Annotated in this window: 23 protein-coding genes; 12 read left to right on the forward strand and 11 right to left on the reverse strand. The window is 42.8% G+C overall.

Annotated features, from left to right (window positions below):
* Window positions 1-22: 22 nt before the first annotated feature.
* The 3 genes from AAE02nite_RS11265 to AAE02nite_RS11275 all read right to left on the reverse strand — a co-directional run bounded on the left by AAE02nite_RS11265 (window position 23) and on the right by AAE02nite_RS11275 (window position 2667).
* A complete protein-coding gene (locus tag AAE02nite_RS11265; protein ID WP_146897840.1) occupies window positions 23-553 on the reverse strand; it encodes a DUF1573 domain-containing protein in 531 nt (176 codons plus the stop codon).
* A gap of 74 nt (window positions 554-627) precedes the next feature.
* A complete protein-coding gene (locus AAE02nite_RS11270) occupies window positions 628-2034 on the reverse strand; it encodes an ATP-dependent DNA helicase (RefSeq protein WP_146897841.1) in 1407 nt (468 codons plus the stop codon).
* Between the two features lie 189 nt (window positions 2035-2223).
* Window positions 2224-2667, reverse strand: coding sequence for a PaaI family thioesterase (locus AAE02nite_RS11275; RefSeq protein WP_146897842.1), 444 nt, complete (start codon window positions 2665-2667; stop codon window positions 2224-2226).
* A gap of 25 nt (window positions 2668-2692) precedes the next feature.
* Here AAE02nite_RS11275 and AAE02nite_RS11280 point away from each other — a divergent pair, with 25 nt between their 5' ends.
* The 3 genes from AAE02nite_RS11280 to coaD all read left to right on the forward strand — a co-directional run bounded on the left by AAE02nite_RS11280 (window position 2693) and on the right by coaD (window position 4788).
* Window positions 2693-3184, forward strand: coding sequence for an NUDIX domain-containing protein (locus AAE02nite_RS11280; RefSeq protein ID WP_146897843.1), 492 nt, complete (start codon window positions 2693-2695; stop codon window positions 3182-3184).
* A gap of 92 nt (window positions 3185-3276) precedes the next feature.
* On the forward strand, window positions 3277-4161 hold the full coding sequence (locus AAE02nite_RS11285) for a DUF3822 family protein (protein WP_146897844.1): 885 nt from the start codon (window positions 3277-3279) through the stop codon (window positions 4159-4161).
* 138 nt (window positions 4162-4299) lie between these two features.
* Window positions 4300-4788 carry a pantetheine-phosphate adenylyltransferase gene (coaD, locus tag AAE02nite_RS11290; RefSeq protein WP_146897845.1) on the forward strand — a complete coding sequence of 163 codons (489 nt, stop codon included), beginning with the start codon at window positions 4300-4302 and terminating at the stop codon, window positions 4786-4788.
* Here the strand turns inward: coaD and AAE02nite_RS11295 are convergent.
* Entirely contained in the window at window positions 4733-5413 is a 681-nt protein-coding gene (locus AAE02nite_RS11295) for an NUDIX hydrolase (protein WP_146897846.1), read from the reverse strand. The two genes, coaD and AAE02nite_RS11295, sit on opposite strands and share 56 nt — an antisense overlap.
* Window positions 5414-5515: 102 nt before the next feature.
* Here AAE02nite_RS11295 and pyrE point away from each other — a divergent pair, with 102 nt between their 5' ends.
* Both pyrE and AAE02nite_RS11305 read left to right on the forward strand, forming a co-directional pair.
* On the forward strand, window positions 5516-6154 hold the full coding sequence (gene pyrE / locus AAE02nite_RS11300; RefSeq protein ID WP_146897969.1) for an orotate phosphoribosyltransferase: 639 nt from the start codon (window positions 5516-5518) through the stop codon (window positions 6152-6154).
* 190 nt (window positions 6155-6344) lie between these two features.
* Window positions 6345-6845, forward strand: coding sequence for a metallophosphoesterase family protein (locus tag AAE02nite_RS11305; RefSeq protein ID WP_146897847.1), 501 nt, complete (start codon window positions 6345-6347; stop codon window positions 6843-6845).
* A gap of 121 nt (window positions 6846-6966) precedes the next feature.
* Here AAE02nite_RS11305 and AAE02nite_RS11310 read toward each other — a convergent pair whose 3' ends face one another.
* Complete coding sequence (locus AAE02nite_RS11310; RefSeq protein WP_146897848.1) at window positions 6967-7287, reverse strand: hypothetical protein; 321 nt, start codon at window positions 7285-7287, stop codon at window positions 6967-6969.
* A 253-nt stretch (window positions 7288-7540) separates the two neighbouring features.
* Here AAE02nite_RS11310 and AAE02nite_RS11315 point away from each other — a divergent pair, with 253 nt between their 5' ends.
* Window positions 7541-8566 (forward strand): threonine aldolase family protein, encoded by a 1026-nt coding sequence (locus AAE02nite_RS11315; protein WP_174761945.1) that lies wholly within the window; start codon window positions 7541-7543, stop codon window positions 8564-8566.
* Between the two features lie 159 nt (window positions 8567-8725).
* Entirely contained in the window at window positions 8726-9346 is a 621-nt protein-coding gene (locus AAE02nite_RS11320; RefSeq protein WP_146897849.1) for a DNA-3-methyladenine glycosylase family protein, read from the forward strand.
* A 57-nt stretch (window positions 9347-9403) separates the two neighbouring features.
* Here AAE02nite_RS11320 and AAE02nite_RS11325 read toward each other — a convergent pair whose 3' ends face one another.
* Together AAE02nite_RS11325 and AAE02nite_RS11330 are read right to left on the reverse strand one after the other, a co-directional pair.
* A complete protein-coding gene (locus AAE02nite_RS11325) occupies window positions 9404-10591 on the reverse strand; it encodes an MFS transporter (protein ID WP_146897850.1) in 1188 nt (395 codons plus the stop codon).
* A 467-nt stretch (window positions 10592-11058) separates the two neighbouring features.
* On the reverse strand, window positions 11059-11973 hold the full coding sequence (locus tag AAE02nite_RS11330; protein ID WP_146897851.1) for a DUF58 domain-containing protein: 915 nt from the start codon (window positions 11971-11973) through the stop codon (window positions 11059-11061).
* Between the two features lie 268 nt (window positions 11974-12241).
* On the opposite strand from AAE02nite_RS11330, the gene AAE02nite_RS11335 reads away from it, so the two are divergent.
* From AAE02nite_RS11335 to ychF, 3 genes are all read left to right on the forward strand, one after another.
* Window positions 12242-12568: a DUF3276 family protein gene (locus AAE02nite_RS11335; protein WP_146897852.1), complete on the forward strand. Its 327-nt coding sequence runs from the start codon at window positions 12242-12244 to the stop codon at window positions 12566-12568.
* 125 nt (window positions 12569-12693) lie between these two features.
* Window positions 12694-13131 carry a hypothetical protein gene (locus AAE02nite_RS11340; protein WP_146897853.1) on the forward strand — a complete coding sequence of 146 codons (438 nt, stop codon included), beginning with the start codon at window positions 12694-12696 and terminating at the stop codon, window positions 13129-13131.
* 150 nt (window positions 13132-13281) lie between these two features.
* Entirely contained in the window at window positions 13282-14379 is a 1098-nt protein-coding gene (ychF, locus tag AAE02nite_RS11345) for a redox-regulated ATPase YchF (RefSeq protein ID WP_146897854.1), read from the forward strand.
* Window positions 14380-14538: 159 nt separating this feature from the next.
* On the opposite strand, the gene AAE02nite_RS11350 is transcribed toward ychF, so the two are convergent.
* Entirely contained in the window at window positions 14539-14847 is a 309-nt protein-coding gene (locus AAE02nite_RS11350; protein ID WP_146897855.1) for a hypothetical protein, read from the reverse strand.
* 136 nt (window positions 14848-14983) lie between these two features.
* Window positions 14984-15397 (reverse strand): STAS/SEC14 domain-containing protein, encoded by a 414-nt coding sequence (locus tag AAE02nite_RS11355; RefSeq protein ID WP_146897856.1) that lies wholly within the window; start codon window positions 15395-15397, stop codon window positions 14984-14986.
* Between the two features lie 466 nt (window positions 15398-15863).
* Between AAE02nite_RS11355 and AAE02nite_RS11360 the strand changes: the two genes are divergently transcribed.
* Both AAE02nite_RS11360 and AAE02nite_RS11365 read left to right on the forward strand, forming a co-directional pair.
* Window positions 15864-17018, forward strand: coding sequence for a zinc-dependent alcohol dehydrogenase (locus AAE02nite_RS11360; RefSeq protein ID WP_146897857.1), 1155 nt, complete (start codon window positions 15864-15866; stop codon window positions 17016-17018).
* 12 nt (window positions 17019-17030) lie between these two features.
* A complete protein-coding gene (locus tag AAE02nite_RS11365) occupies window positions 17031-17537 on the forward strand; it encodes a hypothetical protein (RefSeq protein ID WP_146897858.1) in 507 nt (168 codons plus the stop codon).
* Window positions 17538-17744: 207 nt separating this feature from the next.
* On the opposite strand, the gene AAE02nite_RS11370 is transcribed toward AAE02nite_RS11365, so the two are convergent.
* Window positions 17745-19103, reverse strand: a complete 1359-nt coding sequence (locus AAE02nite_RS11370) for an FAD-binding protein (RefSeq protein WP_146897859.1) — start codon at window positions 19101-19103, stop codon at window positions 17745-17747.
* 316 nt (window positions 19104-19419) lie between these two features.
* Complete coding sequence (locus AAE02nite_RS11375) at window positions 19420-20526, reverse strand: SGNH/GDSL hydrolase family protein (protein ID WP_146897860.1); 1107 nt, start codon at window positions 20524-20526, stop codon at window positions 19420-19422.
* Window positions 20527-21176: the final 650 nt, after the last annotated feature.

Consider the following 21176-nt stretch of genomic DNA (forward strand, 5'->3'; position numbering starts at 1 on the left):
TTTTCTTAAAAAGTTGGTTATTTTATTTTTTAGCTGGTTTAGCTGCTTCGGTGGCAGGCTGGTGATGCGCATGGGTAGCCGCCGGTTGCGCTGGCGGGGCAACCTGGACAGCCGAAGTACCAGACCCTTTGGGCGCTACATCGGCAATAAACGAAATATGGGTATTACCGGTAACAGAGTTAGATACCACCGTAACTACTTTCTGGTTCTGGCCGGGCTTACCGGTACTGTTAAACTGGGCGGTTACAAAGCCGGTTTCACCGGGTGCCACCGAGGTTTTGGTCCAGTCCGGCGAGGTACAGCCGCAGGTAACCCGCACTTCCGAAATTAAAAGCGGCTGGTTACCGGTATTCCGGAATTTGTAGGTGTGCTTTACAATTTCACCCTCCTGAATCTTACCAAAATCAAATTTAGTTTCGGCAAACGTAAGCACCGGGCCATCGGTAACTATTTTCTGGTTAGCAGCCGGCGCCGGGCTTGGTGAGGTAGTCTGGGCCACGGCATCGGAAAATCCGAGAGACAAACTAAGCGCTAAAAGATATATTTTTTTCATGAGCGGTAATATTTTTAAATCAACTAAACAAATATATACAATATGGTTTTATGCCACCAAAATAAATAGAACAACTAATCTACTATTAATAGCGGGTTAAAGTTTAACAGGTACAGTTCTTCGGCCGAACGGGTAACTGCAGTATACAGCCAACGGGCAAAATCGGTGTTTACCATGTCTTCTTTTAAGAACCCGTGGTCTACAAAAACGGCTTTCCATTGGCCACCCTGGGCTTTGTGGCAGGTTAGCGCGTAAGCAAATTTTACCTGCAGCGCATTTAAATACGGATTTTTCCGTAATTGTTGCGATCGTTCGCGCTTGGTACCCAAATCCGAATAATCTTTGAGTACTTCTTCGTACAGCTTTTTATTTTTATCGGCGGGCAAGGCGGGCGCTTCGGTGTACAGGGTATCGAGCAATATTTTCACTTCCATTTCGGGTTCATCCGGGTAATCTACAAACCGGATCATGACATCGGCAAACCGGAAATCGTACATATCTTCGTAGCGCACAATTTTGGTTATTTCCACAAAATCGCCGTTGGCCATAAACCCGATAGAAGAATCTGCGGGTACCCAATAGTAATTGTTTTTCACAATCATTAAATAATCGCCTACGCCAATTTCGTCTTCGGCAAAAAATATTTGCCGCCTGATGTGCTGGTTGTATAAATTGGCGTTTTTATTTGAGCGACAAATAACCGTGGTGTTTTCTATCCCAAACTTGTCGTAAGCGTAGCGCAGGCCATCTTCCAGCTTTTCGCCGGTCATGCGGTAAATATCTTTGTAAGCCCGGGTATGAAATTGCAACGCCGGTTCTTTCTGGCGTAACTGCTCGCGCAAATTGGTGGCATTCATTAATATACCCGATTCCTGCGCCTGCCGCATTACCTGGCGCAACTCTAACTCCTGCACGTTACACCGGAAATTATTAGACAAATAAGCTGCTTCTAACGACGGACTAATGGACTGGTTTACCGGCGGCAACTGGGCAGTATCGCCAATTAAAATCAATTTGTTGTTTTTACGTTCAAAAACGTAGCTGATTAAATCCTGCAGCAATCCGCTGTCGCCAAAAGATTTTTCATCCGAAATCATCGACGACTCATCCACTATAAAAACCGTATCAGCCAGTTTGTTGGGTTGCCGGTTAAACACCAGGCCATCGGAGAAAGCATTCGCCGCTTGCCGATAAATTTTTTTATGAATGGTAGACGCCGGTAATCGCGTATACGACGACATGACTTTAGCCGCCCGGCCGGTAGGTGCCAGCAGCACGTATTTGTAGCCAAAACTATTCAGAATTTTCACCAGCGCCCGTACAACGGTGGTTTTACCGGTACCGGCAAAACCTTTCAGCAGAAATACTTCGCGGTTGTTGGTTTTACCCGAAATAAATAAATCTAATTTTTTAAAAAGAGCCGCCTGGTCGGGCGTGGGCTCAAACGGAAAGTTTTTTAACAGGGCTTCTTCGGGTCGCATTAAAGTACGTTTTACGTAGTGCGTTTTACGTTTTAGAAAATTCGCTTTAAGCCATACGTTTTAAGTTATTCAGCTATATTTTGCGTAATATATGCGGCGCATTTAAACGATAGTAATACCTATAATGCCAACTGTAACCCATACAACTTACATTACACAGCCTATAACGTATCACGTAAAACGTATCACCTACAATGGAGCGGGGTAAATGGTGGCCATGGTTGTAGTGGCTTTGGCAATTAAAACCGGCTCCTCCTCCCCTTTTTTACAATAGATTTCGGCTTCACAAAAGTTCAATTGGCGGCCTTGTTTCAGAACATAGCCTTTAGCCAGCAATATATCACCTACCCCCGGGTTCAGGTAGCTTACTTTTAACTCTACGGTAACCACATGGTGGCCTTTGGGCACTAAACTAACCGCAGCAAAACCCGCCACAATATCGGCCAGGGTAGCCGTAAGCCCGCCGTGCACAAAACCCTTGTGTTGCTTGTGTTCTTCCTGTAAAGTTAGTTCGCCTTCTATTCTTCCTTCTGCTATATTTGTAACCCGAAAGCCAATAAACTTCATAAAAGTCTGGCGTTCGAGTTTTTCCAGAATCGTATTTTTAAAATCCGGGTTCAGGGTTTTTATCATCAGGTAAAACTAAGCAGAGAACATTTTGGATACAAACGAATCAGGTTACCCACCCGCCCACTACACCGGAAAATTGCGCGTGCGGGTTTGCGGTATTTTGCTACAGGATAAGAAAATATTATTGGTGCGGCATCAGGGGATTGCGGGCCAATATAACTTATGGTCGCCGCCCGGAGGTGGTTTATCTTACGGCGAAAAAATAACTGATTGCCTGGTGCGGGAATTTGGGGAAGAGACCGGTTTGGCAGTAAAGCCCAGAAGGTTTTTATTTATGCACGAATACCTGAAAGCGCCTTTGCACGCCCTGGAGTTATTTTTTGAAGTAGAAGTTATGGATGGTGCCTTAAAAGTTGGTTCGGATCCGGAATTAGAAACAGATGCCCAGCTTATTAGCGAGGTAACTTTTAAAACGCTGGCTGAAATAAGAAGCGACAGCACCGCCCAGCCCCACCAAATTTTTGAAGATTTAATTGATTTGGATGATTTGTTTATGCCGCAGCACCGCTTTATGAAATAAAAATTCTTTAACCGGAATAAAACTCAGCAGAGAACCAGTTATTATTTTTTATTAACCACAAAAATCATTTATTCAGCCTTTAGAAAAAAGCTTTGGTAAAAGAAAATAATCATTACCGGCAGGTTGTAAAAATAACGGACGAGTCTTTTGACCCGCAACAGCTTCATGCCTATAACCTTTATATTTCGTATGGCCGCGACCGGGTGCGCGTTGGCGTGGTGGATACCGACCGCAATAAATTTATTTCGCTGGAAGATTATCAGGTAAGCCATATTTATACTCCGTTGCAAGGGGCACAGGTTTTTAACGAAGTATTTTCCGGACATCCTTATGTATTTAGCCCCGATTGGCACCAGATAAAACTAGCCGTAAACAACCACAATTTTACTTTTATTCCGGATACCCTTTTTGAAGCCGATGCGGCCGCCGACTACCTTAGCCTGAACTGCGATTTTGATGCGGACCACGAAAAAATATTTACTTATAAACACACCAGCATCGAAGCCGTCAATATTTTTTCGGCAGATAAATACCTGACCCAAATCTGGGAGCGGCAATTACCCGGCAAAGAATTAAAATACCTGCACCTTACCTGCCCTTTAATTGCCAGCCTGCTGCATTACGGCGAAAGAACTTCTGAAAAAAGATTGTATGCCTATGTGCAAAATAAAAGCCTCTGCCTGCTGATAATGCAGGAAGGAAAGTTGGAATTCTGTAATTTATTCCAATGCAGCACGCCGGAAGATTTTCTTTACTTTTTTGTATTGGTAATGCAGGAGCAAAAATTAAATCCGGAACACGACCGGGTTACCTTATGGGGCGATTTGGAGCATGATTCAGCCTTGTTCACGTTGCTGCGCAGCTACATCCGGAATGTACAGTTTGGTTCGCGGCCACCCGACGTCAGTTATAGCTACAAAATAGAAGACTTATTCCAACACCACTACCTCGATGTTTTCGGCATGCATTTTTGTTGAGGAAGGAGTTAGTTATCAGTTATTAGTTATTAATCAGGGTACGGTTATGCCGGGTTTCTTAAGGTTTCTCATTATTTTAGCTTCCACATTTTTTCTAGCGTTCTCTAAAAACTTACTCCTAATTACTAATAACTTAAAATGAAACGCATCGCTATTTTTCCAGGGTCTTTTGATCCGTTTACCAATGGCCATTATGATATAGTAAAGCGTGGTATCGGATTGTTCGACCAGATAATTATTTCGATTGGGAACAACAGCACGAAGAAGCGTTATTTGCCCGTGGAGCAGATGGTGGAAATTATAGAAGATATTTTTAAAGATGAGAAGAAGGTATCGGCGCAAGCTTATAAAGGTTTAACCGCCGACTTTGCGAGAACGGTAGGCGCTAATTTCCTGTTAAGGGGCTTACGCAACACCACTGATTTTGAGTACGAAAATACCATTGCCCAGGCTAACCGGCACCTGAACAAAGATTTGGAAACGGTGTTTTTAATTACTTCCCCGCACCTGGCCGCAATTAGTTCCACCATTATCCGGGAAATTCATTCGTACGGAGGAAATGTAGATGATTTTATACCTTTCCGGATTTCGCCGCCCGCAGATAAGAACGAATCACAAACGCTATAGAAGAATAAGCTTCGGGCAGCACCGCTTCTACTTCTTCCGGCGTCATAAACTTTACTTCTTCAATAAACTCTTCGGCCTGGGGCTTCATCAGCGTATCGTCGGTGCATTGCATCACGTACCAATTGGTACGCTTTAATATTTTGTTGCCCTTGTAAGCGTAGGAATGCCAGGTTTTAGGTAATTTATCCATTACCTGCACTTTAATATTACACTCCTCCTCTACCTCGCGCACGGCCCCTTCTTTCGGAATTTCTTTTTTGTTTAGCTTACCTTTCGGTAAATCCCACATGCCCAACCGGTAAATCATCAGAATTTTACCATCCTTTATAACCAGTCCGCCGGCTGCTTTCACAATCTTAAACTGGTCTTTCAGGTGCTGAATTAATCGTTTCTTTTTATCGGTAACGAGTGTTAAAGATTTTAATTTTTTCATCTTTTTCACTTCCATTAGCCGCACAATCCGATCAACGATGGCATCATTTACATTGCGTATTAATACATCGCCCACGAGCGATTTAGACGTAAATGACTGTCCCTCATCCAGAATTAAGTCATAGTGGTGTTTGTAAACTTTTTCACCGGCTTTCTTCAGGATTAAAGGAATGTCATTAATGAAGACGTTCATCAGAATTTTTACTTAAAGAGATTACAAATCAAAAAAAATAAATCGGAAACAAAAATGTCCAAGTATAAAAAAGGCAAAATTATTATTACGTACCTTCGCGCCATGCAAAAGTCTAATACAGCCCTGCAAATAGCCGCGTACTTATTAGAAACCGGCGCTATTAAACTTCGCCCCGAAACCCCTTTTACCTGGAGTTCCGGCTGGTTTTCACCTATTTACTGCGATAATCGGGTAACCTTGTCTTACCCCGCTATACGTAGTTTTATTAAAACCGCTCTATCCGAAGAAATACGGATGCACTTTCCGGAAGCCGAAGCTATTGGCGGCGTAGCTACTGCGGGCATTGCCCAGGGAGCTTTGGTAGCCGATTTACTGGAACTGCCTTACATTTATGTACGTCCGGAGCCTAAAAGCCACGGCATGGGTAATCAGATAGAAGGCCGCCTGCTACCCGATCAGAAAGTAGTGCTCGTAGAAGATTTAATATCTACGGGCAGTAGTTCTTTAAAAGCAGCCAGTGCAGTAAATATGGCCGGCGGCAACGTAATTGGTATGGCCGCTATTTTTACTTACGGTTTCGAGAAAGCCACCCAGAATTTTATAGACGCCAATATTCCCCTGGTTTGCCTGAGCAATTATCAAAGCCTGCTGGGCATTGCGCTAGAGCAAGGTTACATTAAAACCGAAATGCTGGATACCCTGAGCAGTTGGCGCAAAGCCCCCGACAAGTGGAAAAAATAAACAGTTTTCAATAATCAGTTAACAGTTATCAGTAAACAGTTAGGCGTAAACATGGTAGCTAATTGGTATATTCCATTCTTAATTTCATTTACCAAATATAAAAGTGTTTATTACTATTATTTATTCTAATTAAAACCATTTTCTGCTAACTGTTCACTAATAACTGTTAACTGATTACTGGTCACTGTAAATGAAGATTGGATTAATTTCGGACACCCATAGTTATCTGGATGAACAGATTCTACGGCACTTGCAGGATTGTGATGAAATCTGGCACGCGGGAGATTTTGGTTCGATAGAAGTTTCAGAAACATTGGCGGCTGTGGCGCCGCTCCGGGGCGTTTACGGCAACATAGACGATCAGCAAATCCGAATAGCACATCCGAAAATACAAAGGTTTACCGTAGCCGGGTTATCGGTCCTGATGACGCACATTGGAGGCTACCCCGGTAAATATCACCCGGATATCCGCCCGGTTATTAAAGCTAATCCGCCGCAATTATTTATTACCGGCCACTCCCATATTCTGAAAATTATGCCGGATAAAATCCTGAATAATTTGCTGCACATAAATCCGGGAGCAGCCGGCCGTCATGGCTTTCATACCGTCCGGACTATGGTAAAATTTAATATAGATGCCAGCAAAATAGAGCAGTTGCAAGTAATAGAATTAGGTAAACGAACTGGATAAGCACAAAAAAAGTGTGCCGGTAAACGGGCACACTTACTAATATTTTTACACAACAGGAATATTACGCTTAAAAAGCTTTAAAGCACATCAGATTAAAACACCCGCGCTTTTACAGCAGAAATTACTCAGCAGCTTCTTTATCGTCTTTTTTCAGAACGTCTTCTACTTTATCTTTCACAGCTTCTACCACATCGCTTACTTTGTCGGCAACGGTATGAGCCGCATTACTAACAGCTTCTTTTACACTCTCCACTACGCTGGTTGGTTCAGGAGCAGTTGTGGCCGCAGGGGCAGCCGAAGTTTTACCGAATTGGGCTTTCAGTTCTTCTACGTCTACGTTTTTAATTACCGGAGTAGCCAGCAATTGCTTAATTACGCGCTGCTTGTTATTGGCTCTTGCTATATTTTTTCTGTGTTTTCTTTTTAATCTTGTAACGGCCATTGCTCAAATTTTAAATTAGAACGCAAAAGTAAGGTTTTATTTTCAGATTCTCAAAACAATAAATCTTTTTCCGGCCAGATTACAGCCAAATATACTGTAGGGCACGCGTACTTTAGAACCTAATTAATAAATTTAATTTTACCCCTGCATATTCTTTCCTGCGAGGTGATTCTTTAGTTTAGTAATTTTGTAGCTCAAGTGGGGATAACCCCACGTAAGTGCAGCGTTATTTTAATTTGCAGTAAACCCAAAAATGATAAATATTGATTTAAGGAGCGATACCGTAACCCGGCCCACGCCCGAAATGCAAAACTATATGTTCCAGGCGCCGGTTGGTGACGATGTGTTTGAAGAAGATCCTACGGTAAATGAGCTGGAAGCTAAAACAGCCGCTTTGTTTGGCATGGAAGCCGGTCTTTTTTGTCCTTCCGGCACCATGACTAATCAGATTGCCATTAAAGCCCAAACCGAGCCATTAACTGAGATAATCTGCGATTATACAGCGCACATTTACCAGTACGAAGGGGGTGGCATTGCTTTTAACTCAGCCGCATCGGTTTATTTACTCCACGGCGAACGCGGTAAAATTACGCCCGAAATGGTGCAAGGCGCTATCCGGCCCGATAATATTCATTATCCGGTTACAAAAATGGTTTCGCTGGAAAATACTTCTAATAAAGGCGGCGGCGCTTTTTACACCTTGCCGGAGATTGCCGCCATATCGGCGGTGTGCAAAGAGAACAAACTAGCACTGCACCTGGATGGGGCCCGGGTCTTTAATGCCTTATTAGCTGCAGACGAATCGCCGCAGCCTTACAGCCAATATTTTACCAGTATTTCGGTTTGTTTATCGAAAGGCTTGGGTGCTCCGGTAGGATCGGTGCTGGTAGGGAGCAAAGATTTAATCCGGAAATCGCGCCGCATCCGAAAAGCCCTGGGCGGCGGTATGCGGCAGGCCGGTTTTTTGGCGGCCGCCGGCATTTACGCCCTCGACCACCATGTAAATCGCCTGGCTCAGGATCATGCCCGTGCCCGCCTGCTCCGCGATACGCTCCAGCATTGCCCTTACGTGGAGCATGTATTACCCGTAGAAACAAACATTGTTATTTTTAAATTGAAACCTTCTGCGAGTACCCAGACTTTTTTAGCAAAGCTAAAAGAACAAGGTATACTGGCGCTGGACTTTGGTCCACATCAAATCCGGTTTGTAACCCACCTCGATTTTACTGAAGCGATGACTGAAAGAACTTGTCAGGTTTTAAGAGAAATAAAGTTTTAGTTTTATCCTAGCTGAGAGAAGGGAATTGAAGGTAAATAAATGTTAAGCAACAATAGGGTTTAATCAGAATAAACACCGGTAATAATAGCTTTGGAGAGGCTAAGCCAGTAATTTTTATTTTGATATTACACCATGATGGCAGCTAAAAAATGAAAAATAATGGGAATATCCGCCGCGCCTGAATTACCATGGGAAGCTGTTTTACTTAAGGATAAGGTCCTGGCAAATATTGTCCGCAACAGCCCGGGAATAGAACAACTGCCCCACGAGGATATATATTTGAGTTTACTCAGTTCTATTATCAGTCAGCAATTATCTACCAAAGTAGCACGGGTTATTAAAAGCCGGTTTCTGGCGCTTTTCCCAGAAAACTATCCCGATCCGGCTTTGGTTTTGGCACAGCCCGACGGGGTACTGCGCAGCGTAGGCTTGTCTTTCCAGAAGTTAGGGTATATCCGCAATGTGGCGGCCTTTGCGCAGGCCGGCAATTTGCAATTCCCAATTATTTCAACCCTGGATGATGAGGCACTGATTAAACACCTTACTCAAATAAAAGGAGTCGGTCGCTGGACCGCCGAAATGATTCTGATGTTTACGCTGGTACGTCCGGATGTTTTTCCGGTAGATGATTTGGGAATTCAGAATGCAATGAAAAAGCATTACAACTTAAGCCAAACCGGCAAGACCTTACAGACCGAAATGATTAAGATTGCGGAGGCCTGGCGGCCATATCGTACCCTCGCCAGCCGTTACTTGTGGCAATCGCTGGATAATGGATAATAATTAAGCCACAACATTCTGGTTATAATTTATACCGAGATAGTTGTGGCTGATTATTTAAATTTTAGCTTTAGTAGCTACCAGGGCAATGGAAAGCCCCATTACGGCAATAATAGAGAAAGAAACCTGCAGACTGGTAGCGCCGGCCACTAAACCAATCAGCGGCGGGCCGAACAAAAAGCCTAAGAAGCCAATGGTAGAAACAGCCGCTAAAGCTACACCCGGCGACATAACCTTAGACTTACCGGCAGCGCTATAAACCAGCGGCACCACCGACGACACCCCGGCTCCTACTAAAAAGAAACCAATAATGGCGGCTACCATGTTCGGGAATAAAACCGCAATGGCTAAACCGGCCGCCGTAAGCAAACCACTTAATTGCAAAATCCGCTTCAGTCCATAACGGCGGGTCAGGCCGTCGGCTAAAAACCGGCTTAAAGCCATGGTACACATAAAAGCCGTATATCCAGCTCCAACCCAAGCTTTTTCGGCCAGCACTACTTTCTTAAAGTAAACGCCGCTCCAGTCAAACATCGCTCCTTCGCAAATCATCGAACAAAAAGCTATAATGCCCAGGTGGATTAACGATTTATCTGGTTTAACAAAAATAGATTGGTTTTCCTGCTTATTCGTATCCTCTCTAAGGAAATAACGGGAACTTAAGGCAATAACCGACCAGGCCAATATTAAAACCAGAATAAAATGCTGATACGGCACAATGCCGGTACCAATCATTATAGTGCCCAAAGCCGCCCCTAAAAAACCAGCCAGGCTCCAAACACCATGAAAAGAAGCCATGATTGATTTTTTGTACAAAGCCTCTACGCCAACGGCCTGGGTATTAATAGCTATGTTTACCATATTGCCCGCAAACCCAAACAAAAACAAACCGCCCATTAAAGCCACCGTTGTTTCGGCCAAGCCAAGCGTAATCAGAACAAGGTTATAAAGCATAGCGGCAATAATTACCACTATCCGGCTGCCGGCCCTGGAAATTAACCAACCCGAAAAGGGTAAAGAAACCATTAAACCAACTGGCAAGGCCAGCAAAACGCCACCTAAAGCAGAATCAGAAAGATTTAAAGTTTGCTGAATAGTAGGAATCCGGGAAGCCCAACTGGCAAAGGCCAACCCTTGAATAAAGAAAATGGCCGCTACGGCATAGCGGTACATTTTTTTAGGAATAACTCTTTCCGTAGCGGTAAAAGTTATATCGTTTAAATCCAGTGCTTTGTTTATTGCCATGTTAAAAATATTATTTGCAATTATTCGGCAAAATTAAAATTTTGTTGCAAATAATTAATTAATACAAATTATTATATACAAAATATTTATCAATATGCTTTATTTCTTAATTATCAGCTTATAATATTATATATGAAATTACTAATTAACGCCATTCTGTTTTCTGAATTATTCAGAACGATATCAGAAAATATAAATGCCTTTTTTCAATTTGGCAGGGCTTACGCAAATTATAGGAATGCCGAAAGGGTGCCACTAAGGTGGGCTTTCACCAGCTAATGGCAGGTCAGAAGGCGCGGCAAGGCAAAAGCAGCGTTCAAAGAAATTATCTTTCGTTCTTTTGGGTTGAACATTACCAGGGGAAAAAAATATTTCTCCTGGCCTAAAAAAGAAAAGACGAACAGAATTCCATCCGGTTAAAGAAAGGTTAATCGGTTAAGTTATAAGTAACAGAAATTCGGCCGGACTTACTTTACCTTACTGCGCTTAATCAGGTATCCCATCAACACCTTTTCGAAAGGCTCCTGAATATCTACCGGAATAAAATCTATTTTGTACTGCCCGCATTTTAATGCCAGTTCCTGCTTAAACTGTTGCATAGCCTGTAGATATTGGGTGCGTACCTGCGATGGCTGCAACTTTATTTCTTCGCCGGTTTCTATATCTACAAACACGTAGGGCCGGTCCGGAAAATTAAAATCTTCTTCGGTACTTTTATCGGTAACATGAAAAAGCAGCACTTCGTGGTTGCGGTGTTTCAAGTGCTGCAGGGCGGCGAGCAAACCCGAAGCATCTTCGTTGCGCCCCAGCATATCGCTAAAAATTATAACCAGCGACCGCTTCTGGATTTGTTGCGCTATCTGGTTGATAACGCCCGAAACATCGGTATCTTTACCCGGCGACGGTTTGGAAATTAAATTCTGCAAATGCAGCAATAACGTATGCACATGCGAAGTGGTAGACCGCACCGGGGTTTGGGCTTCAACTTTATCCGAGAAGGTTACCAGTCCAACCGCATCGCGTTGCCGTTGCAGCATGTTGGCAATTGCCGCCGCGCATAAAGCACTAAATGTAACCTTGCCATACGTTTCTACCGGATAAAACATCGACGGCGATATATCCAGCAGCAAATGACAGCGCAGGTTGGTTTCTTCTTCGTAGCGCTTTACAAACAATTTATCTGTCCGGGCAAATACTTTCCAATCGATATGGCGGGTACTTTCGCCGCTGTTATACAGGCGGTGTTCCGAAAACTCCACCGAAAAGCCGTGGTACGGCGATTGGTGCAAACCCGTGATGAAACCTTCCACTAATTGTTTGGCCAGAAATTCCAGATTTTCAAATTTCCGTACCGTTGCCAGATCAATAATGGTTTGTTTCATAATGAGATAAATAAAGGAGTTATAAGGAATTTTAAAAATAGAAAACTTACGTGAATTTAGGCACTTGCCAACAATTTACCTGAATAATAATTTAAGATTTAAACTTAAATATTATATTTGTTGAATATTTATAAAAGAGTAGAACGCATTGATTTTGTTTAATTAGGCATGCATACGTCTTTAACAAAAAATTAAATACAAATATTTTTATAAATCATCCAAAACCATTACTTTAGCCTTACAAATAATATAAGTAACCTATATAAAAGTGGAAGAGAACAACGAAAAAGCTGAGATTTATTCACAACGAATAAGAGCTGGGAAAAGGACGTATTTTTTTGATGTGAAGTCAACTCGCTCAAATGATTACTACCTGACGATCACGGAAAGTAAAAGAAAATTCAAAGACGAAACTTATTCGTACGAGAAACACAAAATTTTCCTTTACAAAGAAGATTTCGCAAAGTTCGTTGAAGCGCTCCAAAGTACCATCGACCACGTTAAATCTGAGCTTCTAACCGAAGATGTTCTGGCAGAACTGGAAAAACAATCCCAGGAACCTGCTACCCTCGACGATGAATTGAAGTGGGAATAGGTTAACCAACTAGTTGCTAAATTGTTTCAGCTCATGTAATACATGGGCTTTTTTTGTTTCTTTTTTATTCAATAGTTACCAGAGTTATATTTGCTTACCCCGCTATCAATATATTATTTTAAGTGATGCCTGACCTACTTCTGAATTTAAAATTTGTCTTACCTTTTCTGCTAATTATTAATGTATTAACCGTGCTTTTATACCGGAAGAACTTACGGTATATAAAAGGTCCGGTGATATTTTTTATTATACTTTTTGGCGTGTTTCTGGGGTACCGCTTTCTAATTTTTCCGGTGCAGCAAGAGAAAGTGCAGGCTAGTCGCCAGGCCGAAATACAAAAACAGAAATGGGATTATTTAAACGACCCGGAAAAAGATGCAGCCTTTGCGAAGCAGGAAATAAATTACCAGCAGAATAACCTGGCTTTGTTCCGGATAACCGGTTTGCAAGCAGCTTTTAGTGCTATTTTTTCCTGCCTTGGCTTATTTCTGGCACCAGATAAAAAGGTTCATGCCGGGTTTGCGATGGGCTTTTTCTTATTAGCATTTCTCTTCCTTACTTAGATTTTAAATCTCAGGCCGGCTGCCCACCAGCAAAGCCTTTTTATTTTCAGGCCACTATTTTCACAGATTATAAAGCAGGTAAGCATCCCAGCAAAATTGTGAGTATATTTGCACCCGATTTAACAGAATAAATAAACTTAAAATATTTTCATGGGACTACGCTGCGGAATTGTTGGCCTGCCTAACGTGGGTAAATCAACTTTGTTTAACGCTATATCCAGCGCCAAAGCCGAATCGGCTAATTATCCATTCTGTACCATTGAGCCAAACGTGGGCGTAGTAACTGTACCCGACGAGCGCCTGCAAGTATTAGAAGAACTGGTACACCCGGAGCGGGTACTGCCTACTATAATCGAATTTGTAGATATAGCCGGATTGGTGAAAGGTGCCAGCAAGGGCGAAGGTTTAGGTAATAAATTTCTGGCGAATATCCGGGAAGTAGATGCCATTATTCACGTGGTGCGCTGCTTCGACGACCCCAATATTGTGCACGTAGCCGGCGGCGTGGATCCGGTTTTCGATAAAGAAGTAATTGATACCGAGTTGCAATTAAAAGACCTGGAATCAATCGATAAAAAAATTGCGAAAGTAGAACGGACGGCCAAATCGGGTGATGCCAAAGCTAAAAAAGAATTTGCCTCGCTGCAAGCTTTTAAAAACCATCTCGAAAGCGGAAAAAATGCCCGTTCTTTACATGCATCAGAAGAAGATTTAGAAGCAGTAATCGATTTGCAATTGCTTACCCTGAAGCCTGTTATTTATGTTGCCAACGTAGACGAAGGCGCGATAAACACCGGAAATAAATTTGTAGATGCCTTAAAGGAATATATTAAAGACGAATACGCCCAGGTAGTAGTTATATCCGCCGCCATCGAAGCCCAGATTGCTGAATTGACCGACCCGGAAGAAAAGGAAATGTTTTTAGCCGAGTACGGTCTGCAGGAATCGGGTTTAAACCAGTTAATAAAAGCCTCTTATTCTTTACTCAACCTGATAACTTACTTTACAGCCGGCGTTAAAGAAGTACGCGCGTGGACCATTCAGAAAGGCTGGAAAGCACCCCAGGCGGCTGGTGTTATTCACTCCGATTTTGAAAAGGGCTTTATCCGGGCGGAGGTAATAAAATTACCGGATTATCAGGAATACAAATCAGAAGCAAAAATAAAAGAAGCCGGTAAAATGGCGGTTGAAGGGAAAGAATACGTGGTGCAGGACGGCGATATTATGCACTTCCGGTTTAACGTGTAAAAGTTAAATAATCTGAATAAAAAAGAGCGCTGAGTTTTCCCAGCGCTCTTTTTTTATTTTAATTACTACTCCAACGAGCAAAATACACCAGTTGCGATATTATTAACGGTACGAAGGTTATCTGCCATTAGCCTACATCCTTGGCTAACACTTAAACAATCAGGATTCCGGATCCGCTGGCTTAATCTTTTTAAGCTTAGGCTTCTTTTTCTTCGCAACGCCGGTAAGTTCTTCTAAATGAATGACTGCATCCCTGATCTTAGAAACCAGGGCTTTACCTTCGTCTAAACCCGTTACCGAGGCCAAGGTTACACCCAAGCCTACCGCTCCCAGCAACGATAAAAGAATACGATCATCTTTAATAACAGGCTTAACGGCCCGGTAAATTACCTGGTGCTTTTTCTTTTTTTTGCCTTTTCCCATGTGCAGCGAAGAAATAAATCTTATAAAGTTTAATTTATTACGCACCTCCCCTCCTATGGTTCCGGCTGACTTGGTACCTGTGTGCTGATTTACTCGCCGTCACCTTTATTTAACCCATTAGCACACAAGTATCTACCTGCATCAATTCATAAGTAGGTTATTACGCATAAAGTAAACCGCTTTAACTTTGTAGTGAATATTGCTGTAACCACTTCTCGGCTTTGCCTTTGTCATCGAAAACCTGAGCCTGGAAAGATTTTAGTTTTGCATAAAAAATAGAGGCACTAGAGTCGGCAAATGATTCAGGAGTGGTAATCATCGCGAAAAATTTTAAACCAGACCGGGCAGCCCGCGGTGCCCAATCGTTTAAAACCCAATCCAAAGAATGGTCCCAACTTCCTAAAATTAAACGGGTATCATTCAAAACACATTTATAGCCCGCTTTCTGAAGTGCTTGGGTATAAGCTATTGCTCCGGTTTTAATATTATCTTCTGTTAAATATCCCATCCAGTTTACATGTACCCATTTGTTTTTTTCATTAACATCTATGGTTAAAAAAACACGGCCAAAGGAATTTCTAAGCTCTTGCGTCATTATATATTGCTAACTCCAGTAAAATTAATAAAAAATAACTTCCGGCAATAACTTTCCGAACTTGAAATAAAGGAAAATTTATATTTTACATATCAAACAATTCCAATATAATTATTCTGCCATTCTGTCTTATTTAAATAGAACCTTCTAAAAAATATTCCTACTCAGGCGAAATTCCAAAAGTTTAATATTTTGATAAATATTTCATCCTTTTACCTAATCATTCATCTTAATTGGGCTACTTAATTATAGCCGAGCTAGTTGATAGGTACTTTCCACTTTTACTCTCGGCGCTTTTTTGCGTTTTCCTGCTTAAGCTTTAATTATTTAATCTAATTGGGTGCTGAAACTTTAATCGAAAAATTAAGTAATGAAAAAGCTGTTCCGGTTTAGGAACAAATAAAGGTTTATAAAAAAACCTTTTAACTAAATAAATGTGTCACTTTAACCCAATAGGACTATAAGTATGCTAGCAACAAATTACCGCGGTACGCAACGGATCCGCGTCAGTCAGAAACCTATGCCCGAAATAAAGCATCCGGAGGATGCTATTGTTAGGGTAACCCGCACCTGTATTTGCGGTTCCGACCTGCATTTATATAATGGCAATGTGCCGGATACCCGGGTCGGAATGACCTTTGGGCACGAATTTACCGGAGTTGTAGAAGAAGTTGGATCCGAAGTAACCAAAATAAAAGTTGGCGACCACGTGTTGGTACCTTTTAATATTGCCTGCGGCCGTTGCCATTTTTGTAAGCAAGGCTTATTCGGAAACTGCCATGAATCTAACACGCAGGCTTCAGCCGTTGGTGGTATTTTTGGTTATTCACATACTGCGGGCGGCCATGAAGGCGGCCAGGCCGAATACGTACGTGTGCCATACGCAAATGTGGGACCTACCGTTATTCCGGCGGGCATGGATCCGGATGATGCTGTTTTGTTAACCGATGTGGTACCAACCGGCTATCAGGCGGCCGAGATGGGTGGCATTCAGCCCGGCGATACCGTGGTAGTTTTTGGTGCGGGTCCGATAGGCATTATGGCTGCCAGGTGTGCCTGGTTATTTGGAGCCGGACGGGTTATCGTTATAGATAAAATAGATTACCGCCTTGAATTTGTAAAAAACTACGCTAACTGCGAAGCTTATAATTACGAAGAATTAGGTGACCCCGTGGTATTTATAAAGAAAACTACCGACTGGATGGGCGCTGATGTAGTAATAGATGCAGTTGGGGCAGAAGCAACGGGCAGCACAATGCAAAGCATTACCGGGCGTAAATTATTGCTGCAGGCCGGTTCGGCTACAGCCTTACACTGGGCTATCAATTCGGTGAAAAAAGGCGGCATTGTTTCTATTGTGGGTGTTTATGGCCCTACTGATAACCTGGTGCCGATTGGTAATGTGGTAAACAAAGGTATTACCATTCGGGCTAACCAGGCTTCGGTAAAGCGCTTGCTACCCCGCCTGATCCAGCACGTGCAGAACGGCGTGTTGAACCCCAAAGCTTTAATTACGCACCGAATACCCTTAGAAGAAGCAGCCGATGGTTACCGGATTTTTTCTGACAAACTTGATAATTGCATTAAACCAGTTCTTATTCCGCCAAGAGCGAGAATGTAAACCAGGATAAATATGGAAAATACAACAAAAGATTATTCGCATATAAAAGGCTGGGGTATAGATGCCGACCCGGCAAACGACCCAACCTACCCCATGAAACCGCACCGTTCCGATGCAGAGCAAACCGGTTATTCGTGGGATCGGCCAACCCAACAGCCAGTTGATATTGAAGTGCTTAAATCTATTGAACGCCCGAACGTGAGCGCTGTTTTCGGCATTTCCAGCCCTCCAACCGGTTTAAGCGGCATGATTCGGCGGTTTGCTTTTAAATACAGCGAATCGAGTTATGGCCATTGGCTGCCTTTAATATTAGCTGACCGGGTTAATATAGTGGAAGGCGTTTTAGATGACTTGATGCACGGCCATGTTCCGAATATTTTTGCGGAAAAAGGCATGAAAGCAGAGTGGAAACACAACCCCAAAGGGCTTGTTCAGAAAATTGCGATTACCGCTCTTATAGTTACGGCTGCTGTTGTTTATGTAAAATCCAGAGAAGATAGTTCAGAGGATGATGATTAACCAGCAGATTTTACTTTTTAGACATTAAAAATTAGTAACTATAACACACCTGTAAAGCCGGCTTGAATTATTTAGCATATAGCTAATCATTTTCAACCTGCTTTACAGGTGTGTTTATTTTGGGCATTAAGGAATAATCTGGAATTTATTATAACACAAAATTATCAGATAAACAGCAGTTAATAATTATACCTGTTTTAACGAGATTCATTCTCCGCCGGTATTTTCATGAATTATTCTGTTCAGAAAGTCATTCTGAAACTTACCTTCGGGATCCAATTCGGATACCAATTTTCTAAAAGCCGACAGCTTTAGGTACCTGGAGTTTAATACCGATGCCGGCATGGTAAATAATTTACCCCAGTGCGGGCGCGCGTTAAAGGGTGCAAGTTCTTTTTCGATTAAAGGCAGCAATTGACTTACCGCCGGCCAATCTTGCTTCCAGGTAAAATGGATGGCTACAGTCGATTGGTTATAGCAAGGGCTCAGCCAGAGACTATCGGCGGCAATCGTGCGGATTTCGGAGACAAACAGGTACGGGCTAATTTGCTTACCTAAACGGGAAATAGCCTGAATGGCTTCTACTGCGTGGTGACTGGCCACGAAATATTCAGATTGCAGTTCCACACCACTGCTAGGAGTAAAACCCATTTTAAAATGAGGCAGCCGCTCGTACCAGGCTCCCGGAATGCCGAGCTGCTCGGTACAATTTTCGGCAGGTACGCCGGCAATCGGGTGCAGGTTTTCGGTAGCGGCAGTAGCGTCAAAGAATTCCTTCGGGGCTTCGTTAAGTTGTGTATCGGCTACTTTACTTTTTACCCAAACCTCCGTAAAATTCTCGTGCCGCCAATCGGTAAATAAACTGACGCTGTACCCAGCCGACACAATCTCCCGGAAGTTTTCCGTTAACTGCGTCAGGGGCAAATTTTCGTACACAGTTTGCTGCATCTGAAAGGCTGGTTCTAACGCTAAGGTTACTTTTGTAATTACCCCAATAGCTCCCAGGTTAACCACCACCCCATAAAACAAGGCGCCATCATTTTCCTTAGAGAAGGCTCGCACGCTGCCGTCGGCCAGAATCATTTCCAAAGCAATTACCGGCGTAGCCAGGTTACCATTATTTACCCCGGATCCGTGCGTAGCTGTAATGATTGAACCAGCTACCGAAATATGAGGCAAGGAAGCCAAATTAGGCAGCGCATAACCGTTCTTCGCCAGATACGGGGCCAGCTCGCCGTATTTAATGCCGCCTTCCACTGTAACCGTATGGGCCTGGGAATCTAAACTTACTACTTTATGCAATTCTTTGGTCGAAAGCAGAACGTCAGAGCTATCGGCTATCCGGTTGAAGCAATGCCGGGAGCCCAGCACTTTCAGCCTGGCGTGTTGTTTTACCAAGGCCTGTACCTCCTCCACCGTTTGCGGGAAATATATCTTATTCGTACTAAAAGTTATATTCCCGGCCCAGTTAAGAATACTATAATCCGACATTTCTTCGGAAACTGATGATAGAATACTTTCGGCCGACGCAGTCGCGTTTAAATTTTGATGGGGTTTATTATTCATCCTAAACGTTAATTAAGTTGGAAGAGGTCAAGGGCTCCACTATGAAAAAGATTATGGTTTTAGATTCCAGCATAAGAAGATAAATATTCATCTTCGCTTCGCATCTGGATCTCTTACGTTAGATAATTCTATGCGGCGCCTCATTTCTGCCGTTAATAATCTGCTTTTAAATTTATATAACATTCATAAAAGGTAGAACTCTTCCTTAAGCCTGGTAGTTGCGGTGTGCTTTAACCCGCAACCGGCTGATCAGTTCACAAAGCGTAGGTAGCTACCGGAGCAATACGCATTGGGGCAATAATGAATATAGTTACTTTTATGGTACCAGCTTCTTAAAAAATGGCAGTAATTCCTGGGCTAGCTTAGCATGGTCTTCTACATTGGGGTGCCCCGAACAACCACTGGCTTGCATGGGCTGAAAAAAATGTAAAGCAACCGGTTTAGCCCTTGAATTTACAGCATCAATATTTCTTTTTACGGCGGTCAGGCAATTTTGCAGGGTCTCGCGGCTTTTACCGTTTAGCATGGGGCTGCTCAATAGAGCAATTTGCGCTTTCGGGTATTTACTTTTAACCTGTTGTACAAACTTTATGTAACTGTTCACAAAGGTTGCACTATCAAAAGGCAGCCGCGCTTCTTTACCATCGCCCCCGCTAAAATCGTTGGTACCCAAGGCAATGCTAACTACCTGGGGTGTAAGCGTGTTAAAATCCCAGCGTTGCGGATTATTTGCCCGGAAATCTACTTGCTCATACACCTGCGGCATGGTTGGCCCATTGGAGTTCCAGTTGCGGTAAACGCCAATGCCGCTCACGCTGCTTAATACAAAGTTTACGCCTAACGCCCGGGCCACACGGGGTCCGTAGGCCATATAAGCGTTGTGCTGGTCGTGGTAAACGCCCGTACCGCAGGGCACTTCGGCTGGGTCGGCAGCGGCTCCGCAAGTGATGCTGTTGCCAATAAATTCAATTAAGGGCGCAGCGGGCTTCCGAAGCGGTTTAACTTTATGACCGGTAATTTTCGAAATTAATATAGGACCGGTATAGGCTTCGGTGGCCTTATACACCCAAACCGTATGTTTGCCCGCCGCTGGTGCGGTTAGCCGAATAGGTAATTTTGCTTTGCCTTCAAGGCGAATTCTTTTCTGATATACCCCATCCAGTTCGTACTGCAAATAATTATGGCCGTTAACATCCGGGATGGACGCAAATACCTGGCATTCGGCTCCTTCAAAACTAAATCCGAAATGCACAGCCGAACTGATCATTTCCAATTGCTGCTCCGGGTTCCGTACATCCCGCCCGTAAGGTTGCAAAGCAGTCGCAGATAAATTATCTTCTTTGGAGGTATTAATATTTAAGGTAGCGCAACTCAGGTAGAAAAAGCTAAGCGCCAGCATCAGTGAATTGATTTGTTTAAGCATACAGAAATAATAAAACCTTTAAAGATAGTGCCTGATTTCAAACATTTTTGGACCTCTCCAGCAAAATCAGCGAATCTTAACCGGAAAATTTAAACTCTAAAACTTACTCTACCTGGCCTGCTAATTTCCAGAAATTTACAACATCCTATACAACAGGTGAACACCAGGATTAGCAGGATAAATTCAGGCATTAATCCTTAAACTTCTGCCCTTCAGGCAATATTTTTTTATAGTTTTAAAGAGGTTGAGCACTTTTGTTGCGCCATCAAAAACAAACTCTGAATACTTTTAAAACTATTTGGTACCAGATAAATAGAAGTGCCAGGCCGGCCAAATAATTATGGACACTACGGTTTTCTGCCGGTTTAATGCAACCATCACATCTACCCCAATGTAAATATTAACTTAAAGCTGGAAGCTATAAACAAATAAATATCAGCACCCTATTTCTGTAAAAATGAAAAGCGCTGCTGCTTCAGATATCCCACTTGAAGCAACAGCGCTTTCCTTTTTAGTATTTGTAATAATCTGGAATTAAGTTTTACGGCAAAGGCAATCTGTTTGGGTCACGAAGTTATTTCTTCCGGTTAAGGCCGATAAATTAATAAGCGATTATATTCTTAATAAATTGCAATTTATTTGGTGATTTA

Origin of the sequence: Adhaeribacter aerolatus (assembly GCF_007991635.1) — a bacterium.
Taxonomy (GTDB): domain Bacteria; phylum Bacteroidota; class Bacteroidia; order Cytophagales; family Hymenobacteraceae; genus Adhaeribacter; species Adhaeribacter aerolatus.